The organism is Dyella caseinilytica, from assembly GCF_016865235.1.
Classification (GTDB): domain Bacteria; phylum Pseudomonadota; class Gammaproteobacteria; order Xanthomonadales; family Rhodanobacteraceae; genus Dyella_B; species Dyella_B caseinilytica.
The window spans coordinates 274,122-297,216 of the sequence record NZ_CP064030.1 but is presented as its reverse complement, the minus strand read 5'-3'; the positions used below and the strand labels follow the sequence as shown (position 1 = coordinate 297,216).

Annotated in this window: 22 protein-coding genes; 10 read left to right on the top strand and 12 right to left on the bottom strand. The window is 60.9% G+C overall.

What is annotated here, in order from left to right:
* Positions 1-95 precede the first annotated feature (95 nt).
* The 4 genes from cyoE to ISN74_RS01270 all read right to left on the bottom strand — a co-directional run bounded on the left by cyoE (position 96) and on the right by ISN74_RS01270 (position 3,525).
* Positions 96-986 carry a heme o synthase gene (gene cyoE / locus ISN74_RS01285; RefSeq protein ID WP_188796627.1) on the bottom strand — a complete coding sequence of 297 codons (891 nt, stop codon included), beginning with the start codon at positions 984-986 and terminating at the stop codon, positions 96-98.
* Positions 983-2,140 (bottom strand): COX15/CtaA family protein, encoded by a 1,158-nt coding sequence (locus ISN74_RS01280; RefSeq protein WP_188796626.1) that lies wholly within the window; start codon positions 2,138-2,140, stop codon positions 983-985. The genes cyoE and ISN74_RS01280 overlap by 4 nt, the downstream gene beginning before the upstream one ends.
* Positions 2,140-2,709 (bottom strand): hypothetical protein, encoded by a 570-nt coding sequence (locus ISN74_RS01275; protein WP_188796624.1) that lies wholly within the window; start codon positions 2,707-2,709, stop codon positions 2,140-2,142. Before ISN74_RS01275 ends, ISN74_RS01280 begins: the two co-directional genes overlap by 1 nt.
* Positions 2,710-2,793: 84 nt before the next feature.
* The gene (locus tag ISN74_RS01270) at positions 2,794-3,525 is read right to left on the bottom strand and encodes an SURF1 family protein (protein WP_188796623.1); all 732 of its coding nucleotides are present in this window, start codon (positions 3,523-3,525) and stop codon (positions 2,794-2,796) included.
* Between the two features lie 59 nt (positions 3,526-3,584).
* Here ISN74_RS01270 and ISN74_RS01265 point away from each other — a divergent pair, with 59 nt between their 5' ends.
* Positions 3,585-3,800, top strand: a complete 216-nt coding sequence (locus ISN74_RS01265) for a twin transmembrane helix small protein (RefSeq protein ID WP_188796622.1) — start codon at positions 3,585-3,587, stop codon at positions 3,798-3,800.
* Positions 3,801-4,103: 303 nt separating this feature from the next.
* On the opposite strand, the gene ISN74_RS01260 is transcribed toward ISN74_RS01265, so the two are convergent.
* From ISN74_RS01260 to ISN74_RS01240, 5 genes are all read right to left on the bottom strand, one after another.
* On the bottom strand, positions 4,104-4,991 hold the full coding sequence (locus tag ISN74_RS01260; protein ID WP_188796620.1) for a cytochrome c oxidase subunit 3: 888 nt from the start codon (positions 4,989-4,991) through the stop codon (positions 4,104-4,106).
* A gap of 102 nt (positions 4,992-5,093) precedes the next feature.
* Complete coding sequence (locus ISN74_RS01255; protein WP_188796618.1) at positions 5,094-5,279, bottom strand: hypothetical protein; 186 nt, start codon at positions 5,277-5,279, stop codon at positions 5,094-5,096.
* 3 nt (positions 5,280-5,282) lie between these two features.
* Positions 5,283-6,908 carry a cytochrome c oxidase subunit I gene (gene ctaD / locus ISN74_RS01250; protein WP_188796615.1) on the bottom strand — a complete coding sequence of 542 codons (1,626 nt, stop codon included), beginning with the start codon at positions 6,906-6,908 and terminating at the stop codon, positions 5,283-5,285.
* Positions 6,909-6,972: 64 nt separating this feature from the next.
* Positions 6,973-7,929: a cytochrome c oxidase subunit II gene (gene coxB, locus ISN74_RS01245; RefSeq protein WP_188796613.1), complete on the bottom strand. Its 957-nt coding sequence runs from the start codon at positions 7,927-7,929 to the stop codon at positions 6,973-6,975.
* Between the two features lie 19 nt (positions 7,930-7,948).
* Positions 7,949-8,431, bottom strand: coding sequence for a DUF2244 domain-containing protein (locus ISN74_RS01240; protein WP_229678928.1), 483 nt, complete (start codon positions 8,429-8,431; stop codon positions 7,949-7,951).
* A 486-nt stretch (positions 8,432-8,917) separates the two neighbouring features.
* Here ISN74_RS01240 and putA point away from each other — a divergent pair, with 486 nt between their 5' ends.
* From putA to ISN74_RS01225, 3 genes are all read left to right on the top strand, one after another.
* A complete protein-coding gene (putA, locus tag ISN74_RS01235) occupies positions 8,918-12,088 on the top strand; it encodes a bifunctional proline dehydrogenase/L-glutamate gamma-semialdehyde dehydrogenase PutA (protein ID WP_188796612.1) in 3,171 nt (1,056 codons plus the stop codon).
* 144 nt (positions 12,089-12,232) lie between these two features.
* Positions 12,233-12,973, top strand: a complete 741-nt coding sequence (locus tag ISN74_RS01230) for a TlpA family protein disulfide reductase (protein ID WP_188796610.1) — start codon at positions 12,233-12,235, stop codon at positions 12,971-12,973.
* A gap of 254 nt (positions 12,974-13,227) precedes the next feature.
* Positions 13,228-14,310: an AraC family transcriptional regulator gene (locus ISN74_RS01225; RefSeq protein WP_188796607.1), complete on the top strand. Its 1,083-nt coding sequence runs from the start codon at positions 13,228-13,230 to the stop codon at positions 14,308-14,310.
* Positions 14,311-14,316: 6 nt separating this feature from the next.
* On the opposite strand, the gene ISN74_RS01220 is transcribed toward ISN74_RS01225, so the two are convergent.
* Positions 14,317-14,697, bottom strand: a complete 381-nt coding sequence (locus tag ISN74_RS01220) for an ArsR/SmtB family transcription factor (RefSeq protein ID WP_188796605.1) — start codon at positions 14,695-14,697, stop codon at positions 14,317-14,319.
* 103 nt (positions 14,698-14,800) lie between these two features.
* Here ISN74_RS01220 and ISN74_RS01215 point away from each other — a divergent pair, with 103 nt between their 5' ends.
* Positions 14,801-15,547 carry a glucose 1-dehydrogenase gene (locus tag ISN74_RS01215; RefSeq protein WP_188796603.1) on the top strand — a complete coding sequence of 249 codons (747 nt, stop codon included), beginning with the start codon at positions 14,801-14,803 and terminating at the stop codon, positions 15,545-15,547.
* Positions 15,548-15,616: 69 nt separating this feature from the next.
* On the opposite strand, the gene ISN74_RS01210 is transcribed toward ISN74_RS01215, so the two are convergent.
* Complete coding sequence (locus tag ISN74_RS01210) at positions 15,617-15,850, bottom strand: hypothetical protein (protein WP_188796601.1); 234 nt, start codon at positions 15,848-15,850, stop codon at positions 15,617-15,619.
* Between the two features lie 266 nt (positions 15,851-16,116).
* Between ISN74_RS01210 and ISN74_RS01205 the strand changes: the two genes are divergently transcribed.
* Together ISN74_RS01205 and ISN74_RS01200 are read left to right on the top strand one after the other, a co-directional pair.
* Positions 16,117-17,352 carry a parallel beta-helix domain-containing protein gene (locus ISN74_RS01205; RefSeq protein WP_188796599.1) on the top strand — a complete coding sequence of 412 codons (1,236 nt, stop codon included), beginning with the start codon at positions 16,117-16,119 and terminating at the stop codon, positions 17,350-17,352.
* An 11-nt stretch (positions 17,353-17,363) separates the two neighbouring features.
* Positions 17,364-18,518, top strand: coding sequence for an SO2930 family diheme c-type cytochrome (locus tag ISN74_RS01200; protein ID WP_229678927.1), 1,155 nt, complete (start codon positions 17,364-17,366; stop codon positions 18,516-18,518).
* Positions 18,519-18,564: 46 nt separating this feature from the next.
* On the opposite strand, the gene ISN74_RS01195 is transcribed toward ISN74_RS01200, so the two are convergent.
* Complete coding sequence (locus ISN74_RS01195) at positions 18,565-19,242, bottom strand: TetR/AcrR family transcriptional regulator (RefSeq protein WP_188796596.1); 678 nt, start codon at positions 19,240-19,242, stop codon at positions 18,565-18,567.
* An 85-nt stretch (positions 19,243-19,327) separates the two neighbouring features.
* On the opposite strand from ISN74_RS01195, the gene ISN74_RS01190 reads away from it, so the two are divergent.
* Genes ISN74_RS01190 through ISN74_RS01180 form a run of 3 tightly spaced genes read left to right on the top strand, consistent with a single transcriptional unit; the run spans position 19,328 to position 23,090 of the window.
* Positions 19,328-20,956 carry a xylulokinase gene (locus tag ISN74_RS01190; RefSeq protein WP_188796594.1) on the top strand — a complete coding sequence of 543 codons (1,629 nt, stop codon included), beginning with the start codon at positions 19,328-19,330 and terminating at the stop codon, positions 20,954-20,956.
* A complete protein-coding gene (locus ISN74_RS01185; RefSeq protein WP_188796592.1) occupies positions 20,953-21,618 on the top strand; it encodes a class II aldolase/adducin family protein in 666 nt (221 codons plus the stop codon). Before ISN74_RS01190 ends, ISN74_RS01185 begins: the two co-directional genes overlap by 4 nt.
* Positions 21,615-23,090 carry an aspartate aminotransferase family protein gene (locus ISN74_RS01180; protein WP_188796590.1) on the top strand — a complete coding sequence of 492 codons (1,476 nt, stop codon included), beginning with the start codon at positions 21,615-21,617 and terminating at the stop codon, positions 23,088-23,090. Before ISN74_RS01185 ends, ISN74_RS01180 begins: the two co-directional genes overlap by 4 nt.
* Positions 23,091-23,095: the final 5 nt, after the last annotated feature.

Genomic DNA, 23,095 nt, shown 5'->3' with positions numbered 1-23,095 from the left:
TTCCCCCTGAATGTGCGTCACCGATTCTAATCGAGCGTCAGAAGCGGGTGAAGGCCTTCGCAAATCATTACGAATGACCTTCCCTATTCAGCGATTCAAATGGCGAGACTCGCACCTATGTGCGTATCGGTGATCCAGTGATCGGCCAACAGGAACGCAAACAACGCCATCAAATAGATGATCGAATACTTGAACGTACGCATGGCGAAGTATTCATCCGGCGGATTCATCATGCGGAAGGCGTAATACAGGAACCCCACGCCCAGCACGGCGGCGCCACCGAAATAGATCATGCCGCTGTAACCGGTGAAAGCTGGCAGCAAACTTACGATGACCAACAGGATGGTGTAGAGCAGGATGTTCCAGCGGGTGTAGCGCACGCCGTGGGTGACGGGCAGCATGGGGATTTCGGCGCGGGCGTAGTCGTCACGACGGAAGATCGCCAGCGCCCAGAAGTGCGGCGGTGTCCAGACGAAGATGATCAGGCATAACTGCAAGGCGAAGGGGTGTAGCGCGTCGGTGACAGCGGTCCAGCCCAGCACCGGCGGAATCGCGCCGGCCAGCCCGCCGATCACGATGTTCTGTGGCGTGGCGCGTTTCAGGTAGGCGGTATAGACCAGTGCATAGCCGATCAGGCCGCCAAAGGTGAGCCATGCGGTCAGGCCGTTCACCAGCAAAGCCAGCACCAGCATCGAGACGATGCCGAGCACAATGGCGAAAAGCAGCACTTGCCGCGGCTTGAGTGTGCCAGTAGCCAGCGGACGACGCGCGGTGCGCGCCATCAGCTTGTCGATGCGCTCATCGATCAGGTGATTGAAAGCCGCCGCTGAACCGGAGGCCATCCAGATGCCGAGCGTCCCAAACACCAGTGCACGCCACGGCGGAATGCCGGGTACCGCGAGAAACATGCCGATTACCGAACAGAACACCAGCAGCGCCACGACGCGCGGCTTGGTCAGCTGCATATATTCGCGAACCAAATTCATGCGAGCACATCCGCGACGTCATTCCGCCATGGTTGCAAACGCGTGAAATTTGCCAGCAACACAAAGAGCAGCAGTGCCGCACCACCGTTGTGCATCGTCGCGACGGCCAGCGGCAAGCCGAAATGCACATTGCTGATGCCTAGTGCCACTTGAAGAATCAATGCTAACAACACTGCGATACCGCCCAGTCGAAATCCACCGTGCACCAAGCGGTACGACAGCCAGCTCAGATAACAGAACACCACCAGCGCGCCAATCCGATGCGTAATCTGGATGGCGCTACGTGCAGCCATGTCGAGAATGCCGCCTTCATAGTTCACACCAATCTCGCGCCACAGCACGAAACCCTGATGAAAATCGGTGGGCGGCGCCCATTGTCCCAAGCAGGTCGGGAAATCGGTACCGCAAGCCAACGCCGCATAGTTGGCGGAAGTCCACCCGCCGAGTGCGATCTGCAATGCAAGCAGCACGATGCCAAACACGACAAGCCTGCGCAATGACGCATCGTGATTGCCCTGCGCGCCGACGCCGTTGTAGCGCAAGGCGACATAGGCAAGCAGCCCGAAGGTGGTCAAGCCGCCCAGCAAGTGCCCCATCACGACGATGGGCTTGAGCAGCAAGGTCACCGTCCACATGCCGAGCATGGCTTGAAAGATGATTACCGCCAATGCCAGCACGCTCATCTTGAGTGCGGCATGCTCACGCAGCCACAGTGCGCCGGTCATCGGCAGCAGGATCGCGAGCAAGGCCAGACCCGACGACCATTCGTGCTCGCCATGCAAGTAAAGCGTGACACCACCTGCGGCCAGCGCCGCGCTAATGATGATCGCCCATTGCACGAGGCGATCTCGCCGCGCAGCCATCAGGGCCAGCAACACCACCAGCACGCCTAGCGTGCCGGCCAGCATGCGATGCACTTGCTCGCGCCAGGCCTTGTCCGATTCATAGGGGCGATCCGGGAAGGCCTGATTGGCTTGCGCCACGGCTTGCGCATGCTGCGGCCAGGTGGCCTTGCCATAGCAGGTGGGCCAGTCAGGACAGGACAGACCCGCATTGGAAAGCCGCACAAACGCGCCGAACATCACCAGGCCAAAGGCGAAGACAGCCGCCAGTACGGCCAGATATGGCGCGATTTTCCGAATACGCAAAGACATTACCGAATAACCTTTTGCAGATCCTTGCGCAAACCGCTCGGATCGAATCCCGCAGGATACCGCGTCAGCGCCGTGCCGTCCGATTCCACCAGCAGCGCGCTGACGCTATCCGGGGCAGCCGGACGATAGGTGGCGAGGCTGCTGTTCACGTCGCTGCCGAGGCTCCAATAGTTCTCCATGCCATTGGCGGCGGCGTCCGCGGGCGGCTGGCCAACGTAGAGCAGGCGCAGACGGTCCGCATTATTGTTGAGGGTGATGCGCGCGGCGGCCATCTTGGTGAGTGCCTCCATGCAATGCGCTGCGCAGTCCGGACCAGCCAGGGCGATCAGGGTCAAGCGCGGGGACGTATCGCGCCAAACCCAGTCCTGGCCATTGGCCAGTCGTATCTGTACGTGTTCCTGATCGAAATTGCGTTGCGGCATGATCGGCTCGCCATAGCCATGACCGGTCGGTTGCCAGCCGCTGAGGTTGAGCAAGGCCGCCGCGATGACAGGGGCGGCGAAGATGAAGACCACCAATAGGAATTTAAGGCGGCTGGCGCGGTGATTAGAAGAAATCGAACTATTCATACCTGTCCCTGAGGAGCTTCATGTTGCCTCACCATCATCCCCGCGAAAGCGGGAATGACGGTATCGAGGCGTCGACATTTGCATTTACTTGTCTCGCCTGCGGCGTTTGCGATGCAAAACCACGAACATCACCACTGCTGCGACAGCAAACGCGAACCACTGAAACGCATACGCCCTGTGCCGTGCTGGCGGCATCGATGAAAGATCCAGCGTGTGCACACGCACATAGATCGCTGCCGGATCCGCATCCAACACCAGTACGCGCGGATAAAGCGTAGCGTGCAAGTCTGCCGCCATCTGGTTCATATCGAGATAGATCGACGTTTTCGGCCACTGCGTCTGCTGTGCCAGCGCATTGCCACCCATTTCGAACCCGTGTTCGGGTGGCGGCTGGTAGATGCCCTGCAACGCCAGCTGAGTCGTCGGCAACGGCGGCAGCTGCGGCGCCTTGCCCGTGCCATTGCCAGGCAGGAACCCAAGGTCGACCAGCAGCAGTCTGCCAGCATGCTCCGGCTGGAACGGTACATACACTTCGACACCACCCATCTCGTCATGCTTGGGGTTGTCGAGCAGATACAGCCGATCAGCGAGGTAATGCCCTTCCACACGCACGCGCGGATACACATCTTCCGGCGGACTAGTTGTCACGACAGCGAAGTCCTGTGGCGATGCACTGGCCGCTGCGGCATACCGTCGCAGAAGTTCTTCCTTGTCATCAGCGCGATGCAATTGCCAGATGCCCAGGCGCACAAAAATAAGCACTCCGGCCACCACCAGCAACACAGACCACCACGCCGGCCGACGCATCAAGCTCATGCAGTGACTCCGGATGAGACGGCTATACTGGCCATGTCGCGCCTGCTCAGGTCAATCACGTGGAAACCATCTACAAAGTCGTGCTGGTGATCATGTTCCTGGTGGTGGTGTTCAACCTCGGCCAGGCGCTGTATTTCATGATGACCGACAAAGACGGCGGTAAGCGCACCGTATGGGCGCTGACCCGACGCATCAGCTTTTCGCTGGTGCTGATTGCGATGGTCATTGTCGGCATCAAGATGGGGTGGATTCACCCGCATGGGGTTGGACAGTAATTGTAACGGGCGTCCTGCCCCGGCTCGTGAGCTGCGACGTTTAGGGCAGGAACTCCTCGCCACAAATCTCAATCCCGCCTCACCGTCATTCCGGCGCAGGCCGGAATCTATTTCCACAGAATCGCATGGGACGCTCCATCGACATTCCTGTGCTTCGCGCGAGACTCCAAATGGATTCCGGCCTACGCCGGAATGACGGTGAGATGCGTGCGTACCTGGCACTAAAGATCCGAGGCACTTCGCACCATGAGGAACGCAAAAGCCCGCCTTTCGGCGGGCTTTTGCATGGAAGCAGGATAGCGCTCAGAGGATGTACACAAACATGAAAAGCCCCAGCCACACCACATCCACAAAGTGCCAATACCAGGCCACCGCCTCGAAGCCGAAATGGTGCTCCTTGCTGAAGTGACCAGCCAGCACACGCAGCCAGATGATCGCCAGCATGATCGTACCCAGCGTCACGTGCAGGCCGTGGAAACCGGTAAGCATGAAGAAGGTACAGCCATACACGCCCGAGCCGAGCGTGAGGTTCAGTTCCTTGTACGCCTCCATGTATTCATGAGCTTGGCAATACAGGAAGCTGGCACCCAGCAACACCGTCACGCCCAGGAACGCCAGCACCTTGCCACGATGACCTGCCTTCAGGGCGTGATGCGCAATCGTGACGGTAACGCTGGAGCTGAGCAGGATCAGGGTATTGAGCAGCGGAAGGCCCCACGGCGCCACCGTCTCGAACGCACCACCCACATGCGCCGGACCGTTGCCGCCACCCGAGCCCCACGAAGCGGCGTAGTCACTCCACAGGAACTGGTGTGTCAGCACGCCATGGCCATAACCACCCAGCCACGGCACCGAGAACATGCGGATGTAGAACAGCGCACCGAAGAAGGCGCCGAAGAACATCACCTCGGAGAAGATGAACCACATCATCCCCATGCGGAACGAGCGATCCACCTGGCTGTTGTAGCGCCCGGCCATCGACTCGTGGATTACCGAGCGGAACCAGCCGAAGAACATGAGCAGGATGCCGACGAAGCCGATCAGCAGCAGTGTCTTGCCGAAGCCACTCTCGCCAGGCTCGGCATTGAGCCAGTGCGCCGCGCCGAATACGGTGAGGAACATGACCACAGCGGCCACGATCGGCCACTGGCTCTTGCTCGGTACGTAATAAATGTCGTGCTGCTGACTCATGATGTGTATTCCGTAGATGTTCCTGGTGACCTACGTGCACAACAACTTGCTGCGACACCTCGAAAAACAATCCGTACGGATGCTTTCGAGTCTTTCTAATACCTACTGCGACAGCGCCTCAACCTCTGCACGTTGATGCAACTGCGGATGATGCTGAAGCCAGAACATCTGCGCGATCGATACGGCAAACACCACAAAGGCAATTGCACCCACAACCGCGGCAGTGCGACGTGCACGACGCAGTCTTTGCGTCTGTCCGCTGTCGAGGGTCTGGTTATCCAGCTTCATCGATCAATCCTCGACATGGCCGTGCGCCAGTTCTTCGTCATGAATCACCGGCGCGACCGAGAACGAGTGATGCGGCGGCGGCGACGACAACGTCCACTCCAACCCCCTGGCACCTTCCCACACGCGATCGGTGGCTTTCTTCTTGGAGAACCACACGCAATGGATGATCACACCAAGGAAGATCAGCTGCGAGGCGCCGAACAGGAAGCCGCCGATCGAGCTGATCATGTTGAAGTTGGCGAAGGCCACGTTGTAATCCGGAATACGGCGCGGCATGCCGGCCAATCCCAGGAAGTGCTGCGGGAAGAACAACACGTTCACCCACACCACCGAGTTCCAGAAGTGCACTTTGCCCCAGAACTCGCTGTACATATGACCGGTCCACTTCGGAATCCAGTAATACGTCGCGGCCATGATCGCGAAGATCGCACCCGTCACCAGCACGTAGTGGAAGTGCGCCACCACGAAGTAGGTGTCGTGGTACTGGAAGTCCGCCGGCACCAGCGCCAGCATCAGGCCGGAAAAGCCACCGATGGTAAACAGGATGACGAACGCGATAGCGAACAACATCGGCGTTTCAAAAGTCATCGAGCCACCCCACATGGTGGCGACCCAGTTGAACACCTTCACACCCGTTGGCACCGCAATCAGCATGGTGGCGTACATGAAGAAGATTTCGGCGCCCAGCGGCAGACCCACCGCGAACATGTGGTGCGCCCACACGATGAACGACAGGAAGGCGATCGAGGCGATCGCGAACACCATCGCCTTGTAGCCGAAGATCGGCTTGCGCGAGAAGGTCGGAATGATTTCCGAAATGATCCCGAACGCCGGCAGGATCATGATGTACACCTCGGGGTGACCGAAGAACCAGAACACATGCTGGAACAGGATCGGATCACCACCACCGGCGGCATCGAAGAAGTGGGTATTGAAGTACTTATCGGTGAGCAGCATGGTCACTGCGCCCGCCAACACCGGCATCACCGCAATCAGCAGGAACGCCGTGATCAGCCAGCTCCACACGAACACCGGCATCTTCAGCAGATCCATGCCCGGCGCGCGCATGTTGAGGATGGTGGCGATGATGTTGATCGCGCCCATGATCGAGCTGATACCCATCAAGTGCACGGCGAACACCACATAGGCCAGCGAGGCGCTCTGCAGCGACAGCGGCGGATACATGGTCCAACCACCGGCGGGGCCGCCGCCCGGCAGGAATAACGTGGACAGCATCAGCGCGAAGGCAAACGGCAGAATCCAGAACGAAAGATTGTTCATGCGCGGCAGCGCCATATCCGGCGCACCGACCATCATCGGGATCATCCAGTTGCCCAGACCCACGAAGGCCGGCATCACCGCGCCGAAGATCATCACCAGCGCATGCATGGTGGTCATTTCGTTGAAGAAGTACGGCTGCACCAGCTGCATGCCCGGCTGGAACAGCTCGGCACGGATCACCATGGCGAAGCTGCCGCCAATGAAGAACATCAGTAGCGAGAAGATTAGATACAGCGTGCCGATGTCCTTGTGATTGGTGGACATCACCCAGCGCTGAAAGAAGTTCTGGTGCTCGTGGTGTTCGTCGTGATGCTCATCGTGGTGGTCGTGGGTGGCTGCCTGGGCCATAGCCTTGAACCTCTACCTAAATGAATGCGTTTACGTGAACTGCGGTACGAAAGCAGCCGAATGATCAACCTTGTGTTACGTGTGCCGGCGCTACTTGTGCTGTCGCCTGTGCAGGTGCTGCCGCGGTGGAGGCCGGCGCCGGCGCTGCAGCAGGTTTCTGCTGTTCGGCCAGCCACTTGGCGAAATCCTCCTGCGACACAGCCTTCACCACGATCGGCATGAAGCCATGATCCTGGCCGCACAACTCGGCGCACTGGCCGCGATAGATGCCTGGCGTATTGATATTGGTCCACGCCGCGTTCACCACGCCCGGGATCGCATCCATCTTCCAGCCTAGCGCGGGCACGAACCAGGAATGGATGACGTCGTCGGCGGTGATCACGAAACGGATCTTGGTATGGATTGGCACCACCAGCGGGTGGTCCACATTCAGCAGGTAGGTTTGCTCGCCATCGGCCTTCACCGACCAAGGGTCGAGGCCGGAATTGAGCTGACGTACCTGGTTGCTCTGGTCATCCAGCTTGGACATGAAGCCAACGTGGTCGAGGGCCTTGCCCTGGTAGTCGACGTAGTCATAACGCCACTTCCACTGATAGCCGGTGACTTTCACCGTCATCTGCGCGCCAGTGGTGTCGGAGAACTGGCGCAGGCCATCAGTCGCCAGCCACGCCAGCGTAATAAGGATAAGAATCGGGATGATGGTCCAGATGATTTCGACCGTGGTGTTGTGCGACCACTTCTCCGCCACCGCGCCGCGCGATTTGCGGAAGCGGAACATGGCGATGAACATCGCACCGAACACCAGGATGCCGATCACCACGCACACGCCCAACGCGACGTTGTTGAGCATGTAGGGCACATGGGAATACGTCGTCACGCCTGGCGTGAGATTCAACTGCCCGGGCTGCGGATTCGCCTGGACGGTGCCGCCAAACATACCAAGGGCCCCCAACCCCAATGCCACGACTGCGTGTTTCGCCTTGAACTTGATGCCGTGCTTCCCGATGCCGCCAGCTCTCATGTTTGCACCTTTGTTGAACCTACCTGCGCGACTGGGATTGAACATCCGACAGCAGCACCCTGAGTTTCCGGAACAGCTCGGCGCGTTCCTCCTCCGCGAGGAAAGCCCCAACTTCCAGCCTGCGTCCATGCGACGACAACAACAATCGGTAACGCCCCTCCCCTGATTCCAGCAGCACGCGCACCCAATAGGGCTGGAAGCGCATGCAACGGCGTCCCGGCAGGGTTTGCACCTCCAGCGACTCCGCGTCGAGGGTGATGCGTTCGCTGCGGTCGCCGGCCCGCCAAGCCACGCTCAAGGCGATAGCTACCGCGGAAGCCTCGATCAGGGCGAACAGCGGGGCAAACACATTGCCCTGCCACGCTCCCAGACCTGCCGTTATCAACGCCAGGGTAGCCAGCACCAGGATCAAACGACGCAGACCGCGCCGGCTGAGCACGCGATTGGGCCTTAGCCACAACACGCACGGCAGGCCGCCGAGGGCTGGTCGAAGCACGATCATGAAAAGTCCGGCGTGCCTGGAACGCTCCGATCATAGGCCGCGAGCCAAGAGGGGGCAAGGATGGGTGCAGCGTATGCGAAGCGCGTGCAGCAGCGCTGTTCGCGCGCAAAAACATGAGTATTTGCGAGGATATACGCGCTGTGCGCAGTTTGTGGCTGTCACGGATTTGTGATGTGCGGAATGCTGCGCGCAGTTCTGCGGTTGCTACAAATTGTCGCGGGCAAGCATGCCGATGCGCTCCGAAGAGCTGCCGCACTTATCGATGACATGGAAGGCTGACGCTCCCGAACATTGCACTCGCCCAAATCCGTCGTCCCGGCGAAGGCCGGGACCTAGTGTCTTTGGAGATCTTCAAGTCGCCGGGTCCCGGCCTTCGCCGGGACGACGGATCACGGGCCGCGCCTCTATGTATAAAGATGCGTTCCCGCCCCACCCCGCCGTACAATCCCGCGTTCCCCAGCCCATTCCCCAACGCGCCGCGCCATTGTGACCCAACCCATACTCACCCCCGAACTGCCGACCGGCGCCGAGCCGGCCCGTGCACGCATCACCGCGGCATGGCTGCGCGACGAGACCGAAGCGGTCAACGATCTACTGGCCCAGGCCACCCTGCCGCCGGCCGAGCGCGAAAAAGTGATCGACTTGGCTGCCGACCTGGTCACTCGCGTGCGTGCCCGCGCCAAGGATCAGAGCGCGGTCGAATCCTTCATGCGCCAGTACGACCTATCCAGCGAGGAAGGCGTGCTGCTGATGTGCGTGGCCGAAGCCCTGCTGCGCATCCCGGACAAGGCCACCGCCGACAAGCTGATCCGCGACAAGCTGGGCGACGCGAATTGGAAGAAGCACCTGGGCCAGAGCGAGTCGCTGTTCGTCAACGCCTCCACCTGGGGCCTGATGCTCACCGGCAAGCTGGTGAACCTCACCGAAGACACCCGCCACGACTTCACCGGCGCACTACGCCGCCTGGTCGGCCGTGCGGGTGAGCCTGCCATCCGCCTCGCGGTGCGCCAGGCTATGCGCATCATGGGCCATCAGTTCGTGATGGGGCAGACCATTGGCGATGCGCTCGACCGTTGCGCCAAGGCGGAATACGCCGTCTATCGTTATTCCTACGACATGCTGGGCGAGTCGGCACTCACCAGCGAAACCGCCGAGCGCTACCAGCAGGATTACCGCAACGCCATCAAAGCCATCGGCGGGCGCGGTCCATTTGCCAATCACACCGACGCACCGTCGATTTCGGTGAAGCTCTCCGCGCTGCATCCGCGCTATGAAGTAGCCAACCGCGAACGCGCGCGCCGCGATCTCACTGCCAAGCTGCTGGAGCTGTCGCAGCTGGCGATGAAGCAAGGTATCGCGCTATCGGTCGACGCTGAAGAAGCCGATCGCCTGGAACTTTCGCTGGATATCATCGGCGACGTCTTCGCACATCCGTCGCTGCAAGGCTGGAATGGCCTTGGTATCGTGGTGCAGGCCTACTCCAAGCGCACGCCGTTCGTGATCGACTGGCTGATCGAAACCGCGCGCGCCAGCGGCCGCCGCTGGTACGTGCGCCTGGTGAAGGGCGCTTACTGGGATGCTGAGATCAAGCGCGCGCAGGAATTGGGCCTGTCCGGGTACCCGCTTTACACGCGCAAGCCGAACACCGACGTGTCCTACATGGCCTGCGCGCACAAGCTGTTCGATGCGGGCAGCGATCTCATCTATCCGCAGTTCGCCACGCACAACGCACACACCATCGCGGCGGTGCATCACATTGCTCGCGGCCGTCCGTTTGAGTTCCAGCGCCTGCATGGCATGGGCACGGATCTGTACGCGGAAGTCATCGGCAAACAGAACCTCAACGTGCCCTGCCGCGTGTACGCGCCGGTAGGTACGCACGAAGATTTGCTGCCGTATCTGGTGCGCCGACTGCTTGAAAACGGCGCCAACACCAGCTTCGTCAACCGCGTGGTGGACGAAACGCTACCGGTGCGCGAACTGGTCGCTGATCCGTGCGAAACGGTGCGCCGTTTCGCGGCCGCCAACCACGGCAACTTTGCTCACCCGCGCATCCCCCTGCCGGTCAACCTGTTCGGTGAACTTCGGAAGAATTCCATGGGCGTCAACTTCTCCAACGACAATGAACTGAGGGCCCTCGCCGAGGCGGTCAACGCAAAATCCGGCCAATGGAACGCCACACCGCTGGTGCCGGGCGCACAGGGCAATGGTCCCACCGTGCCAGTGACCAATCCGGCCGATCGCCGTGACAACGTCGGCAGCTACGTCAGCGCCGATGCCGCGCTGGTCGACAAGGCGCTGGCCAACGGCGTCGCCGCCCAATCGAACTGGGATCGCCTGCCCGCTGCCAGCCGCGCCGCGATTCTTGAGCACGCTGCCGACCAGCTTGAAGCACGCCGCGCCGAATTCATCGCATTGTGCGTGCGCGAAGCCGGCAAGAGCCTGCCCGACGCGATTGCCGAAATCCGCGAAGCCGCCGACTTCCTGCGCTACTACGCCACGATGGCGCGCCGCCTGTTCGGCCACCCGGAACAGTTGCCCGGCCCGACTGGCGAAAGCAACCAGCTATTCCTCAACGGTCGCGGTGTGTTCGTCTGCATCAGCCCATGGAACTTCCCGTTGGCGATCTTCCTGGGTCAGGTCTCTGCCGCGCTTGCCGCAGGAAACAGCGTGATCGCCAAGCCGGCCGAGCAGACCAGCCTGATCGGCTACGCCGCTGTGAAATTGCTGCACGAAGCCGGTGTCCCGGCCGACGTGCTGCAGTATCTGCCGGGCGATGGCGCCGTGGTCGGCGCTGCGCTGACGAAAGATCCACGCGTGGCCGGCGTAGCCTTCACCGGCTCCACCGAAACCGCGTGGGCGATCAACCGCGCACTCGCCGCGCGCAACGCACCGATCGCCGCACTGATCGCCGAAACCGGCGGCCAGAACGCGATGATTGCCGACTCCTCCGCGCTGCCCGAGCAGATCGTGAAGGACGTGATCGCCTCCGCCTTCCAGTCCGCCGGCCAGCGCTGCTCCGCTGCACGCGTGCTGTTCGTGCAGGAAGACATCGCCGACAAGGTGATCGGCATGCTCGCCGGCGCCATGGCCGAACTGAAGGTCGGCGATCCGGGCCAGCTCTCCACTGACGTGGGTCCGGTGATCGACGAGGACGCGCTGAAGATCCTCAACGATCACGCCGCACGCATGGACAAAGAAGCGAAGAAAATCGCCGAGGCCAAACTCGAGCCGGCCGCCACCGGCAACGGTACTTTCTTCGCGCCGCGTGCCTATGAAATTCCGTCGCTCGACGTTCTCAAGCGCGAAGTGTTCGGTCCGGTGCTGCACGTGATCCGCTGGAAGGGCAGCGATCTGCCCAAGGTGATCGACGCCATCAACGGCACCGGCTACGGCCTGACGCTCGGTGTGCACAGCCGCATCGACGACACCGTGGAATACATCCGCAGCCACGCCCGCGTCGGCAACTGCTACGTCAACCGCAACCAGATCGGCGCGGTGGTCGGCGTGCAGCCGTTCGGCGGCGAAAGCCTCTCCGGCACCGGTCCGAAAGCTGGCGGTCCGCACTATCTGCTGCGTTTTGCGGGTGAGCGCACGCTGACCATCAACACCACGGCTGCAGGTGGCAATGCGTCGCTGTTGACCATCGGCGAGTAACGCCCCAGCTTTCCCGGAATGTAAAAAGCATCCCCGTCGCCATTCCCGCGAAAGCGGGAATCCATTTTAGTTTCTCGCCAAAGAGCAAGATGGATTCCCGCTTTCGCGGGAATGACGGCGGGGCAAGATGGAGTCATTGCGAAAATGTCCACGCTTCGCTTAGCGACCCTGCTTTTGTTGATATGCCTGGGCATGGCGGCCCACGCCGCCAATCTCGATCCGAACGAACAGCACTTCCTCGCCACGCTACAACTCGGCGCCTCGCCCCAGGTCCGTTATCTGGACTCCAACGGCAAACCACTCGCATACGACGCCTTCGCGCAACAACTGCAGCAGCGCCGCTCCTACAGCATGACCCGCGACCGCCAGTCCGGTATGGCCGTACTGCGCCTTCGCCCATCCGGCGCTCATGCTGGCGAACCCGGACGATTCTCGTTCGGCCGCGGCGATGCCTTCCCGCCATTCGAACTACCGTCACTGCGCGGCACCACCCAGCGACTTGGCGATTTTCACGGCCGCTACACATTAATCAGCTTTTTCTTCGCCGAGTGCGCGCCCTGCATTGCGGAAGTGCCGACGCTGAACGCCTTCGCACGCGAACACGGCGACATGAACGTGATTGCCGTCACCTTCGAAGACGCCGATTTGGCACGCGGTTTTGTGAAAGATCACGGCCTGAATTGGAACGTGCTCTACAACGGTGAGGCCCTTACCGACACGCTGGGCGTGGGCACCTATCCCACGCTGATGCTGATCGATCCTTCCGGCCATGTCGCAGGCGCGGCCGTGGGTATGTCGCTGAGTGATGATTCTGTGAAGCGATTGGCGGATCTCGATGGCTGGATTGCGCAGTGGAAGAAAGCAGCGTCTTCTACAACGCGATAGCTACCTGATTTGCCTCGAACCTCCATACCGTCGTCCCAGCGGACGCGGAGAGGGCACATGGACGTGCCCGGCTTTGAGGAGCGAGGAAAGCTAGGACGACGGTATGGCGAAATTAGAAACCTCTGCACGAATCAACACATCAAGAATGCGCACTCCCTGCACCCGCACTTGTGCGCCGCGCCAACCAACCCGCCGCCACACGTGCTAGAAAACACTTTCTGCGCCGAAGAGGGTCGGCCCGGGGATGGTCTGGCATGTCAGAACTGGCAGTTGAACCGCTGCGCGCGCGACGTCTGTCGCCGCCTTTGATCGAACCCGATCCACGCGCGCTCGCCGCAACCATTCCTCCCAACGTGCTCGTTCATCTCACCGAACTGGCTGCACGACGCGGTCATTCCAGCGAGCCATGGTTCGCCGGGCTCGGCATCACGCGCCAGCAGATCAACGATCCATCCGTGCGTGTGTCTTATCGTCAGGCGCGCACTGTCATTGCACGTGCGTTGCGCGTATTGCGCGATCCCGGGCTTGGTTTGCTCATTGGCCGCAACGAAACCATCGGCAGTTTCGGCCTACTTGGGCTGGCGATGATGACCTCGCGCAACTTCGGCGAAGCGATGGGCGTAGGTATCGAAAACCACAAAGTCTGCGGCAGCTTGCTCGATGTGGATTTCGCAGTGGTCGATGCACACACCGTTGCTGCACAAGCATGGCCGCGCTTCGGCGAAATCGAGTTGGTGCCATTTCTGTGCGAAGAACTGCTTTCCAGCAGTCTAGCGCTTGCACGTGAACTGGTCGGCGCGAATTTGATTCCTGTGCGTGTGGAGCTGGCTTATCCCGCACCGCCCTACGTTGACGAATACGCGCGAACCTTCCAATGCGATGTGCGCTTCGGCGCACAACACAATCGTGTGCTGATTGATACGCATTGGATGGACTATCCACTGCCTGGCTACAACCCGCTCACCTCACGGCAAGCGCTGGCGCTATGCCACCAGCAACTGCGCGGCACCAGCAGTTCCGATGAAATCGTCGGTTCCGTGGAGCGCCTGTTGCGTAGCCGTCTGCGCGAACATCCCCGGCTCACGGAAGTCGCGCGCACGCTGCACCTGAGTGAACGCTCGCTGCGTCGCCGGCTCGCCGACAGCGGCCGTATCTTCCGCGAAATCCACGATCGCGTGCGCGCTGAACGCGCGCTGGAATTGCTGCACGCAGGACAAATGAGCGTCGCCGAAATCGGCATCGAACTTGGCTTCAGCGATCCGCGTGAATTTCGCCGCGCGTTCAAGCGCTGGACCGGCATGCCGCCGCAGCTGGCGCGGCGCAGCTTCCCGACCTGAAACCGATCAGCTGACTTGGCGCTTCTTCGCCGCCGGCTTGCGTTTGTCCGTACGCATTCTTTCCATAGCCTGCAATTGATGCGCTTTCATGATCGTGGCGACCAGCCCTGGAAAGCGTTGCTCGACTTCCACGCAACGTGTGCTGTTGCGCATTTCCACGCCCTGCCGCTCACTGCGGATCAGCCCCGCATCACGCAACGCGCGGAAATGCTGTGAAAGCGTGGATTTGGGAATGTCCCGATCGCTGATTTTCAGGAAGTTGGAACAAGTCGCACCGCTGCAAATGGCCAGTTCGGCGTAGATGGCCGCGCGCACAGGATCGGACAGGGCGTGCAGGATGCCCTCTACGGTGATGTCTTCGATCGACGGGTGAACCAGCGGCCTCATGGGGCGTATTTTATCAGGCACTTGATTTCTAGTTCTATAGTTCATAAGTTACGAACTATGGAATTTAAGACTACCTCCCTCCACCTGTCTGCAGGACAAACTCATGAGCAAGCTGAAAGGTAAGGTCGCCGTTGTAACCGGCGGTTCCAAGGGCATCGGCGCGGCCATCGCCAAGGCGCTCGCCGCCGAAGGCGCCTCGGTGGTCGTCAATTACGCCTCCAGCAAGGCCGGCGCCGACGCGGTCGTGGCTGAGATCGAAAAGGCCGGCGGCAAGGCCCTCGCCGTAGGTGGCGATGTGTCCAAAGCTGCCGACGCGCAGGGCATCATCGACGCAGCAGTCAAGCAATTCGGTCGTCTCGACGTGCTGATCAACAACTCCGGCGTCTATGAGTTCGCACCACTCGAAGACATCACCGAAGAGCATTTCAACAAGCACTTCAACGTTAATGTGCTGGGCCTGCTGCTGACTACCAAGGCGGCGTCGAAGCACCTGGGCGAAGGTGGCAGCGTGATCAACATCGGTTCGCTGGTCACGCGCCTGACTCCGCCCGGCAGTGCCGTGTACACCGCGACCAAGGGTGCCGTGGATGCGATCACCGGCGTGCTGTCGCGTGAACTTGGTCCGCGCAAGATTCGCGTGAACGCGCTGAATCCCGGCATGGTGGAAACCGAGGGCACCCATAGCGCAGGCTTTATCGGTTCGGACTTCCATCAACACGCCACCGCGCAGACGCCACTGGGCCGCATCGGCCAACCCAACGACATCGCTTCCATCGCCGTATTCCTGGCCTCCGACGACTCATATTGGTTGACCGGCGAACATCTTTTCGCTGCCGGCGGAATGCGTTGATTGGAATAGACGTCGCCGCGCTAGCACGATGAACCCACTTGGCCCTGCCGAATCCGGCAGGGCCATTTTTTATTGCCGGTGCACGCTGCCGTCGCCAATGCCCAGACACAGGCGCTGCGATCGGGGCGAGTTTGTTGCCTGTGCTCGCAGTACCCGCTCCGTCGCACCCCTCTTCGGAGGCAAAGCCGGCACGCTCAGCGGAACCTGCGTCGAAACCCGGTCACCCGCATAGGCGAGGTGGAACAGCCGATTCATCCAGAACGAACGCATGGTCATCTCCGGATCCACTTGAATGATGTTCAAGATAGATCCAGTTCATTTCGCCTAAAAGCGATATCTCTGCAAGGCAGACTTGAGAAAATTTGAATATCTCAACGCCTTGCTCACCCCACCTTTGACCACCGGGTCGAGGATGGCCACCCGAAGAGACCGGTGCGCCAGCGCTGTCACATGGCCATTACACTGGCCGCTTTGCCCCCCATCTCCGTCCCTTTCGCCCTCCCCCCACAACGCTCCTTGGGGGACAGTGCGCTTGTACGCGTCCGTATGGCGCGAGGGGAGATGCCACCATGCGCAAGACCTGCACGCTGATCGCCATCGCGCTGCTGCTAGCCGCCTGCGGCCATCAGGAAAGCGCAACGCAGAATCAGAACGATGTTTCGTTCGAGAGCAAGCTGGAGCAACAACTGCTCGATGCCAAGCCTGGCAGCGTCATCGACATTCCGGCTGGCCATTACTCGCTCAAGCGGGGCTTAAGCCTGCGCACGAATGGCGTAACGATCCGCGGCACCGGCATGGACAAGACCGTATTGTCATTCAAGGGCCAGGTCGTCGGTCCAGAAGGGCTGCTGGTGAATGCCGATGACTTCACCATCGAAAACCTAGCCATCGAAGACACGATGGGCGATGCGCTGAAGATCAACCAAGGCAAGAACATCACTATCCACGGCGTACGTATCGAATGGACCGATGGCCCCAAGACCACCAACGGCGCGTACGGTCTTTATCCGGTCAAGACACAGAACGTGCTGGTGGAAGACTCGGTGGTGATTGGCGCGTCGGATGCCGGCATCTATGTGGGCCAGTCCAACAACATCGTAGTGCGGCGTAATCGCGCCGAGCAGAACGTGGCCGGCGTCGAAATCGAAAACTCGGTCAACGCCGACGTGTATGACAACACGGCCACGAAGAACACCGGCGGCATCCTGGTGTTCAACATGCCCAACCTGTCGCAGGAGGGACATGCCACTCGTGTCTTCCACAACAAGGTGTTCGACAACAACACCGGCAACTTCGCTAGAAAAGGTGCCGCCGTTGCCAGCGTACCTGCAGGCTCGGGCATCGTGGTGAACTCCAACGACAAGGTGGAGATCTTCGACAACGACATTGCTGACAACCAGACAGCCAGCATCATCATCTCCAGTTACTTCTCCACGAATTACTACAACACCAGCGGCGTTGCCGCCGATTACAACCCGTATCCCAAGAGCATTTATGTCTACGGCAATCGCATCACCGGCGGCGGCGATTCGCCTGACGGACTGAAGCTGAAAACACTCAAGACCGCCGTCTACGGCCTTACCGGTAAATTTCCGGATGTGATCTGGGATGGTTATGCCGATCCGAAAGACCTTGTCGATGGCCTGCCGCCGTCAGGCGATCGCATCTGCATCCAGGATGTGAATGGCGTGCTCAACATCGATGGTCCGCACAGCTACAAGAATCCAAGCACCGACACCAAGCCCTATCAGTGCACCTTGCCCAAGCTGCCGCCTGTCGTGCTGAACCCAGAACCGAAAGTCTGAGAATCGCGTCGATGCAGATGAAGATGTGGGTACGCGGGCTACTGCTGCTTGCGTTGCTATGCTTGTCGGCCTGTCACCACGGCATGGATCCGGTGGCGTTCCATGACGATGGCTATCCGCCGAAGCTGAGCGACTGGCACGTAGTGGAAGCGCGTGACGGCGTATTGCAGTTGAATGAGGGCGTGGTGCCTTATGAGCTCAATACGCCGCTGTTCACCGACTACGCGCACAAACTTCGCACGATCTGGATGCCGAAAGGTGTATCGGCCAAGTACAGCCCAACCGACACGTTCGACTTCCCAGTCGGCACCATCATCAGCAAGACATTTTTCTATCCACTGCCAAAGGACAAACCGCGCAATGCGACGGATATCGCGCGCACCTACGACACCAGCCGCGATTTCGCAGGACAAGGCCTGAATCTTGCCCATGTGCATCTGATCGAAACGCGCCTGCTGGTGCGTCGCAAGGACGGCTGGGTCGCCATCCCTTATGTGTGGAATGCCGAGCAAACCGATGCGGTACTTGCACGCACTGGCGATGTACAGGCGTTGACCCTGGTGAGCGACGACGGCAAGCGCGAAGACTTCAACTATGTCGTGCCCGACCAAAGCCAGTGCGTGAGCTGCCACGCGCACGATTGGACCACTCGTGCAATACAACCGATCGGGCCCAAGGCACGCCATCTCAATCGTGATTACCGCTATGCCGACGGCGATGAGAACGAACTGACGCACCTGGTGCGCGAGGGCTATCTCACCGGCGCACCGGATCCTGCCGATGCGCCACGCAATGCGAACTGGATGGACACGCATGCGTCACTCGATGCTCGTGCCCGCGCCTATCTGGATATCAATTGCGGCCATTGCCACAACCCGAAAGGTGCCGCCAATACCACGGGCCTGACACTGGATATCACCACGCTGGAAGACCGTCACATCGGCATCTGCAAACCACCGACCGCTGCGGGTCAGGGCACAGGCGACCATCTGTTCGACATCGTGCCGGGCCATTCTGACGACTCCATCATTCCCTACCGGCTCAGCTCCGCCGTGCCCGGCACGATGATGCCGGAATTGGGACGCAGCACCGTGCATGAAGAAGGCGTCGCACTCATCAAAGCGTGGATTGCATCGCTGCCCGGGCAATGCGTGGTGATGCATTGACATGAATCGCATGGATGCAAGACATGCAGGTTTGTGGCGATATCGCTCAGTGCGTGGCGTCACCCTGAAGACGTGCAACATTGCTGGCCAGACTCGCCGCGACCAAACGCATGACGGATGGCGCATCGAGCGACGGATCGTCGAAGAGCATTTCCAATGCCGCGAAAGCCATGCTGTCGGCGACCCGGCTGATGAGCTGCAACTCCGCCACCGGCACTTCAGGAAAGGCTTCGCTCAGGCGCGCCGTCGCCTGCACCGCCACTTCGCTGGCCGACTCCAGCCGCACATCTTGCAGCATGGGAATCGCACGCAACGCACGCATGATCCAGATGCCACCGGTCGCTTGGCGCGTGACCTCATAGGTTTCCAGCAGCAAGCCGGTCAGCGCTTCTTCCAGCGCGTTCGCCGAGACGAACGCCGCCGTCGTCAGCCATGGTTCGATCAACGCATTCTGCCGGTGCATCAGGCGCAGGCCGAGCTCGTGCAGCAAGGCGTATTTGTTCGGGAAGTAGCGATACAAGGCCGGCGGCGACAGCCCTGCGCGCTGGCAGACCAGATTGGTGCTGAGCTGCTCGAAACCCACCTCGGCCAACACCTGGGCGGTCACGTCCAGCAAGTGTTCGTAGGTTTCGGCAGCGCGGGACTGCGCGGGGGTCACCTTGGGCGCCAGATCGAGCTTGGGGGGCTTGGCGCTGCGGCGGGGCCGCTTGGTCGGGACTGGCACGGAATGTAGGTCCTTGGGGTCTTGCGGTAATTATAGCTATAACTATATTGTAGCTAATACTAGCTTTTAGGGGAGTAAGACTTTTATGCCCAGCGCGGCGCCCGCCATCGTGCCCTCACGCAACGAACGCCTTGTGCTGGCGGTCGATCTGGGCACGTCCGGTTGCAAGGTCGCACTGATCGGCATGGATGGCAGCGTACTGGCATGGACCTTCCGCCCGGTGGCACTGCATCTGGTCGATGAACTGGGCGTCGAGCAGGATCCGCAAGACTGGTGGCATGCCTTTCTCGACGGCGCGCAGGAATTGCTGACCTCGGACACACGCCGGCGGCGGCAAGTCGTAGCGGTCTGCTGTTCGACCTTCGGCGAATGCACCATCCCGGTCGACCAGGAAGGCAACGCGCTCGCACGTGCCATGTTGTGGGTAGATATGCGCGGCGCCGACGCGATCCGCCGGCGTGCGCGCCGCGGACGGTTGAACATCCAGGGCTATGGTCCGCTCCGCCTCGCACGCTGGCTGCGCCTTACCGGCGGCGCGCCGTCGCTGTCCGGCAAGGATCCGGCCGGCCATATGGCCTGGCTCTACGATCATCAGCCGGCACTGGTCGAGCGCACCAGCAAATTTCTCAACGCGCTCGATTTCATGAATCTGCGCCTGACCGGCCGGTTTTGCGCCACCTACGATTCGGCCCTCACCACCTGGGCCACAGATAACCGCGATCTCTCACAAGTGCGTTACGACGCGGGCCTGCTGCGGCTGCTCGGTGTCGATCGCGACAAGCTGCCGGATCTGGTGCATTCGACGGAAGTGATCGGCCACTTGCTGCCAACGGTCGCCGACATCCTGGGACTTGCGCCGGATACCAAGGTTGTCGCCGGCGGCATCGACAACTCGGCGGCGGCCATCGGTGCCGGAACGGTGCGCGATGGCGAACTGCACCTGTATCTGGGCACATCGTCCTGGCTGGGCGCACATATGCCGCACAAGCGCACGCATATCAGCACCTTCATCGCATCGCTGCCATGCGCACAACGCGACCGTTATCTGGCGATGGCAATGCAGACGACGGCGTGCGGCAATCTTTCGTTCCTGCGCGACCGCATTCTGTTTCATGCCGACGAGCTACTCGGCGATGATCAGCGCACGGATGTCTATCCGCTGCTCGACCGCATCGCCGATCGCGTACCGGCAGGGTCACGCGGTCTGTTCTACATGCCGTGGCTGCACGGCGAACGCACGCCCGTGGACGACCGGCATCTGCGCGCCGGCCTGTTCAACCTCTCGCTGGAGCACACCCGCGAAGACATGATCCGCGCCTTCCTCGAAGGCGTGGCCTTGAACACGCGCTGGATGCTCGAACCGATGCTGGATTTCGTCGACAGCGGACGCGGTGGCGCCATCACTATTGTCGGCGGCGGCGGCCAATCGGAAGTCTGGTGTCAGATGATCGCCGACGTCACCGGCATGGTCATCCAACAACCCCATGCGCCGATCCAGGCGAACGCGCTGGGCGCGGCGTTCATTGCGGGCATCGGGCTCGGTGAATTGTCTTTTCACGATGTGCCGGCGTTGTGCCGTCATCGGCATCGTTTCGAACCGCGCCAAGCCTTGCGCCATCTGTACGACGACAGCTTCGCCACCTTCAAGCAATTGCACAAGCGGCTCGCGCCACTTTATCGCCGGCTCAATCAACACCGGAGCGTGCCGCGATGAAATTCCAATCCATGCGCCAACGCGTCGTCGAGATGAGCGTGCGGCTGGCCGATCACGGTTACTTTGCCGCCACCGGTGGCAACCTCGCCTTGCGCGTCGACGACGAACACATCGTGGTGACGCCATCGGCAGTCGATTACTACCAGATGGGACCGCAGGATATCTGCGTGCTGCGCCTGAGCGATCTGGCCAAGGTGGATGGCGAACGCAAAGCGTCGGTGGAAAGCGGTATGCACGCACAGGTGCTGCGTCATCGCAAGGATTGTCTGGCCAGCATCCATACGCATCAGCCTGCGGCGAGCGCGCTGAGTCTGCTGGGCCGGCCGCTGACCGTACAGAACACGGAACATCGCGCACTGCTTGGTCCCCAGGTGCTGATTGCGGGTTATGCACCGTCCGGAACGCGCTGGCTGTCCAGCAAACTCCGACGCGTGCTGCGCCAGGACATCAACGCTTATTTGTTGCGTACGCATGGCGCGATCTGCTGCGGCGGCAGTCCCGAACAGGCGCTGCACGCCATCTCGGCACTGGAAGCGTTCGCAATTGCGCAGTTGCGCGAACGCATCGCGGCACGAGCGACGTCTGCAGGCCCTGAACAGGCCGCCCTGCAAAAGCTGATCGCCACGCTCGATGCGAACCCCATTCAGGAGTTGACCGCATGAATTTCAATCACGCCTCCGCCGTACTTCCGGCGAACAGCGCGGTGTCGCAATGGCCGGATACGGACGCGCTTTATCGACGCTTCGATGCGCTGGTGAAGCAACCGATCCGTCCGCTGAAACGCGATGCGATGCAGCAGGTGCTCAACTATTTCGAGCAGCGCTGCCAGGGCTCCAAACGTCTGGCTGAGCAGGCCAAGCAGGTGATTCCCGGCGGCGTACAGCACAATCTCGCCTTTAATTATCCGTTCCCGCTCGCCATCAACCATGCCAGCGGCGCGCACATGACGGATGTGGATGGCAACCGCTACACCGACTTTCTGCAAGCCGGCGGCCCAACCTTGCTTGGCTCGAACTACCCGGACGTGCGGGAGAAAGTACAGGCCCTGATGCAGGAGTGCGGCCCGGTCACCGGCCTGTTGCACGAATACGAGATCAAGCTGGCCGAGCTGGTTTGCGATGCCATGCCAGCAGTCGACATGCTACGCATGATGGGCTCGGGCACGGAAGCGGTGATGGGTGCGATACGCCTGGCGCGCGCCTATACCGGCAAGAAACGAGTCATAAAAATCGGCGGCGGCTACCACGGCTGGAGCGACCAGATGGTCTACGGCATGCGCCTGCCGAATACCGGGCGCATGGAAGCGATCGGCATCCCGCGCGGCGCCACTGCCAGCACGCAGGAAAGCCTGCCAAACGATCTCGCGGCTATCCGGCGCAAATTGCAGTGGAACCGCCTTCGCGGCGGCACCGCCGCCGTCATCGTCGAACCGTTCGGCCCTGAAAGCGGTACGCGGCCGGTGACCAAGGATTTCAATGCGCAGGTTCGCCGTCTGTGCGACGAGTTCGACGCCTTGCTGATCTTCGATGAAGTCGTCACCGGATTCCGTGCCGGCATGGGCGGTGCGCAAGCCTATTTCGGCGTGGCGCCGGACCTCACCATTCTCGGTAAATGCCTCACCGGCGGATATCCCATGGCGGGTGCGATCGGCGGCAAGCGCGACATCATGATGATGTTGGTCGGCGGCATCGGCACCACCAGCAAACGCGCTTTCGTCGGTGGCACGCTCACCGCCAATCCGCTTTCGTGCGCAGCCGGCTATTTCGCGCTGCAAGAAATCCAGCGCACCGATGCCGCGGCGAAAGCCGGTCGTGCCGGTGATCGTCTGCGCCAGGGGCTGGAGCAGATCATCGAACGACTCGGCCTACCCTATGTGGCCTACAACATGGGTTCGATCGTGCATCTGCAGACATCCGGCGTGCTGCTGTTGGACACCAGCAACCTGCTCAAGCTCGTCCGCCTGCGCAACGAGGCCAAGCAACGCAGACACATGATGGAGGAAATGGGCGCCGCCTACGCCGCGCATGGGCTGATCACGCTCGCTGGCAGCCGCATCTACACCAGCTTGGCCGATACCGACGAGGTCATCGACGACGCGCTCAACCGTTTCGAAGACGTGCTGAAACTGGTGTAGCACCG

Coding starts and splice junctions, on each gene's coding strand:
- coxB (WP_188796613.1), bottom strand. CDS start 7,929: ATGAGAGCTGGCGGCATCGGGAAGCACGGCATCAAGTTCAAGGCGAAA.
- ctaD (WP_188796615.1), bottom strand. CDS start 6,908: ATGGCCCAGGCAGCCACCCACGACCACCACGATGAGCATCACGACGAA.
- ISN74_RS01200 (WP_229678927.1), top strand. CDS start 17,364: ATGCAGATGAAGATGTGGGTACGCGGGCTACTGCTGCTTGCGTTGCTA.
- cyoE (WP_188796627.1), bottom strand. CDS start 986: ATGAATTTGGTTCGCGAATATATGCAGCTGACCAAGCCGCGCGTCGTG.
- ISN74_RS01180 (WP_188796590.1), top strand. CDS start 21,615: ATGAATTTCAATCACGCCTCCGCCGTACTTCCGGCGAACAGCGCGGTG.
- ISN74_RS01190 (WP_188796594.1), top strand. CDS start 19,328: ATGCCCAGCGCGGCGCCCGCCATCGTGCCCTCACGCAACGAACGCCTT.
- ISN74_RS01280 (WP_188796626.1), bottom strand. CDS start 2,140: ATGTCTTTGCGTATTCGGAAAATCGCGCCATATCTGGCCGTACTGGCG.
- ISN74_RS01260 (WP_188796620.1), bottom strand. CDS start 4,991: ATGAGTCAGCAGCACGACATTTATTACGTACCGAGCAAGAGCCAGTGG.
- ISN74_RS01270 (WP_188796623.1), bottom strand. CDS start 3,525: ATGAGCTTGATGCGTCGGCCGGCGTGGTGGTCTGTGTTGCTGGTGGTG.
- ISN74_RS01255 (WP_188796618.1), bottom strand. CDS start 5,279: ATGAAGCTGGATAACCAGACCCTCGACAGCGGACAGACGCAAAGACTG.
- ISN74_RS01225 (WP_188796607.1), top strand. CDS start 13,228: ATGTCAGAACTGGCAGTTGAACCGCTGCGCGCGCGACGTCTGTCGCCG.
- ISN74_RS01185 (WP_188796592.1), top strand. CDS start 20,953: ATGAAATTCCAATCCATGCGCCAACGCGTCGTCGAGATGAGCGTGCGG.
- ISN74_RS01220 (WP_188796605.1), bottom strand. CDS start 14,697: ATGAGGCCGCTGGTTCACCCGTCGATCGAAGACATCACCGTAGAGGGC.
- ISN74_RS01230 (WP_188796610.1), top strand. CDS start 12,233: ATGTCCACGCTTCGCTTAGCGACCCTGCTTTTGTTGATATGCCTGGGC.
- ISN74_RS01240 (WP_229678928.1), bottom strand. CDS start 8,431: ATGATCGTGCTTCGACCAGCCCTCGGCGGCCTGCCGTGCGTGTTGTGG.
- ISN74_RS01275 (WP_188796624.1), bottom strand. CDS start 2,709: ATGAATAGTTCGATTTCTTCTAATCACCGCGCCAGCCGCCTTAAATTC.
- ISN74_RS01205 (WP_188796599.1), top strand. CDS start 16,117: ATGCGCAAGACCTGCACGCTGATCGCCATCGCGCTGCTGCTAGCCGCC.
- ISN74_RS01215 (WP_188796603.1), top strand. CDS start 14,801: ATGAGCAAGCTGAAAGGTAAGGTCGCCGTTGTAACCGGCGGTTCCAAG.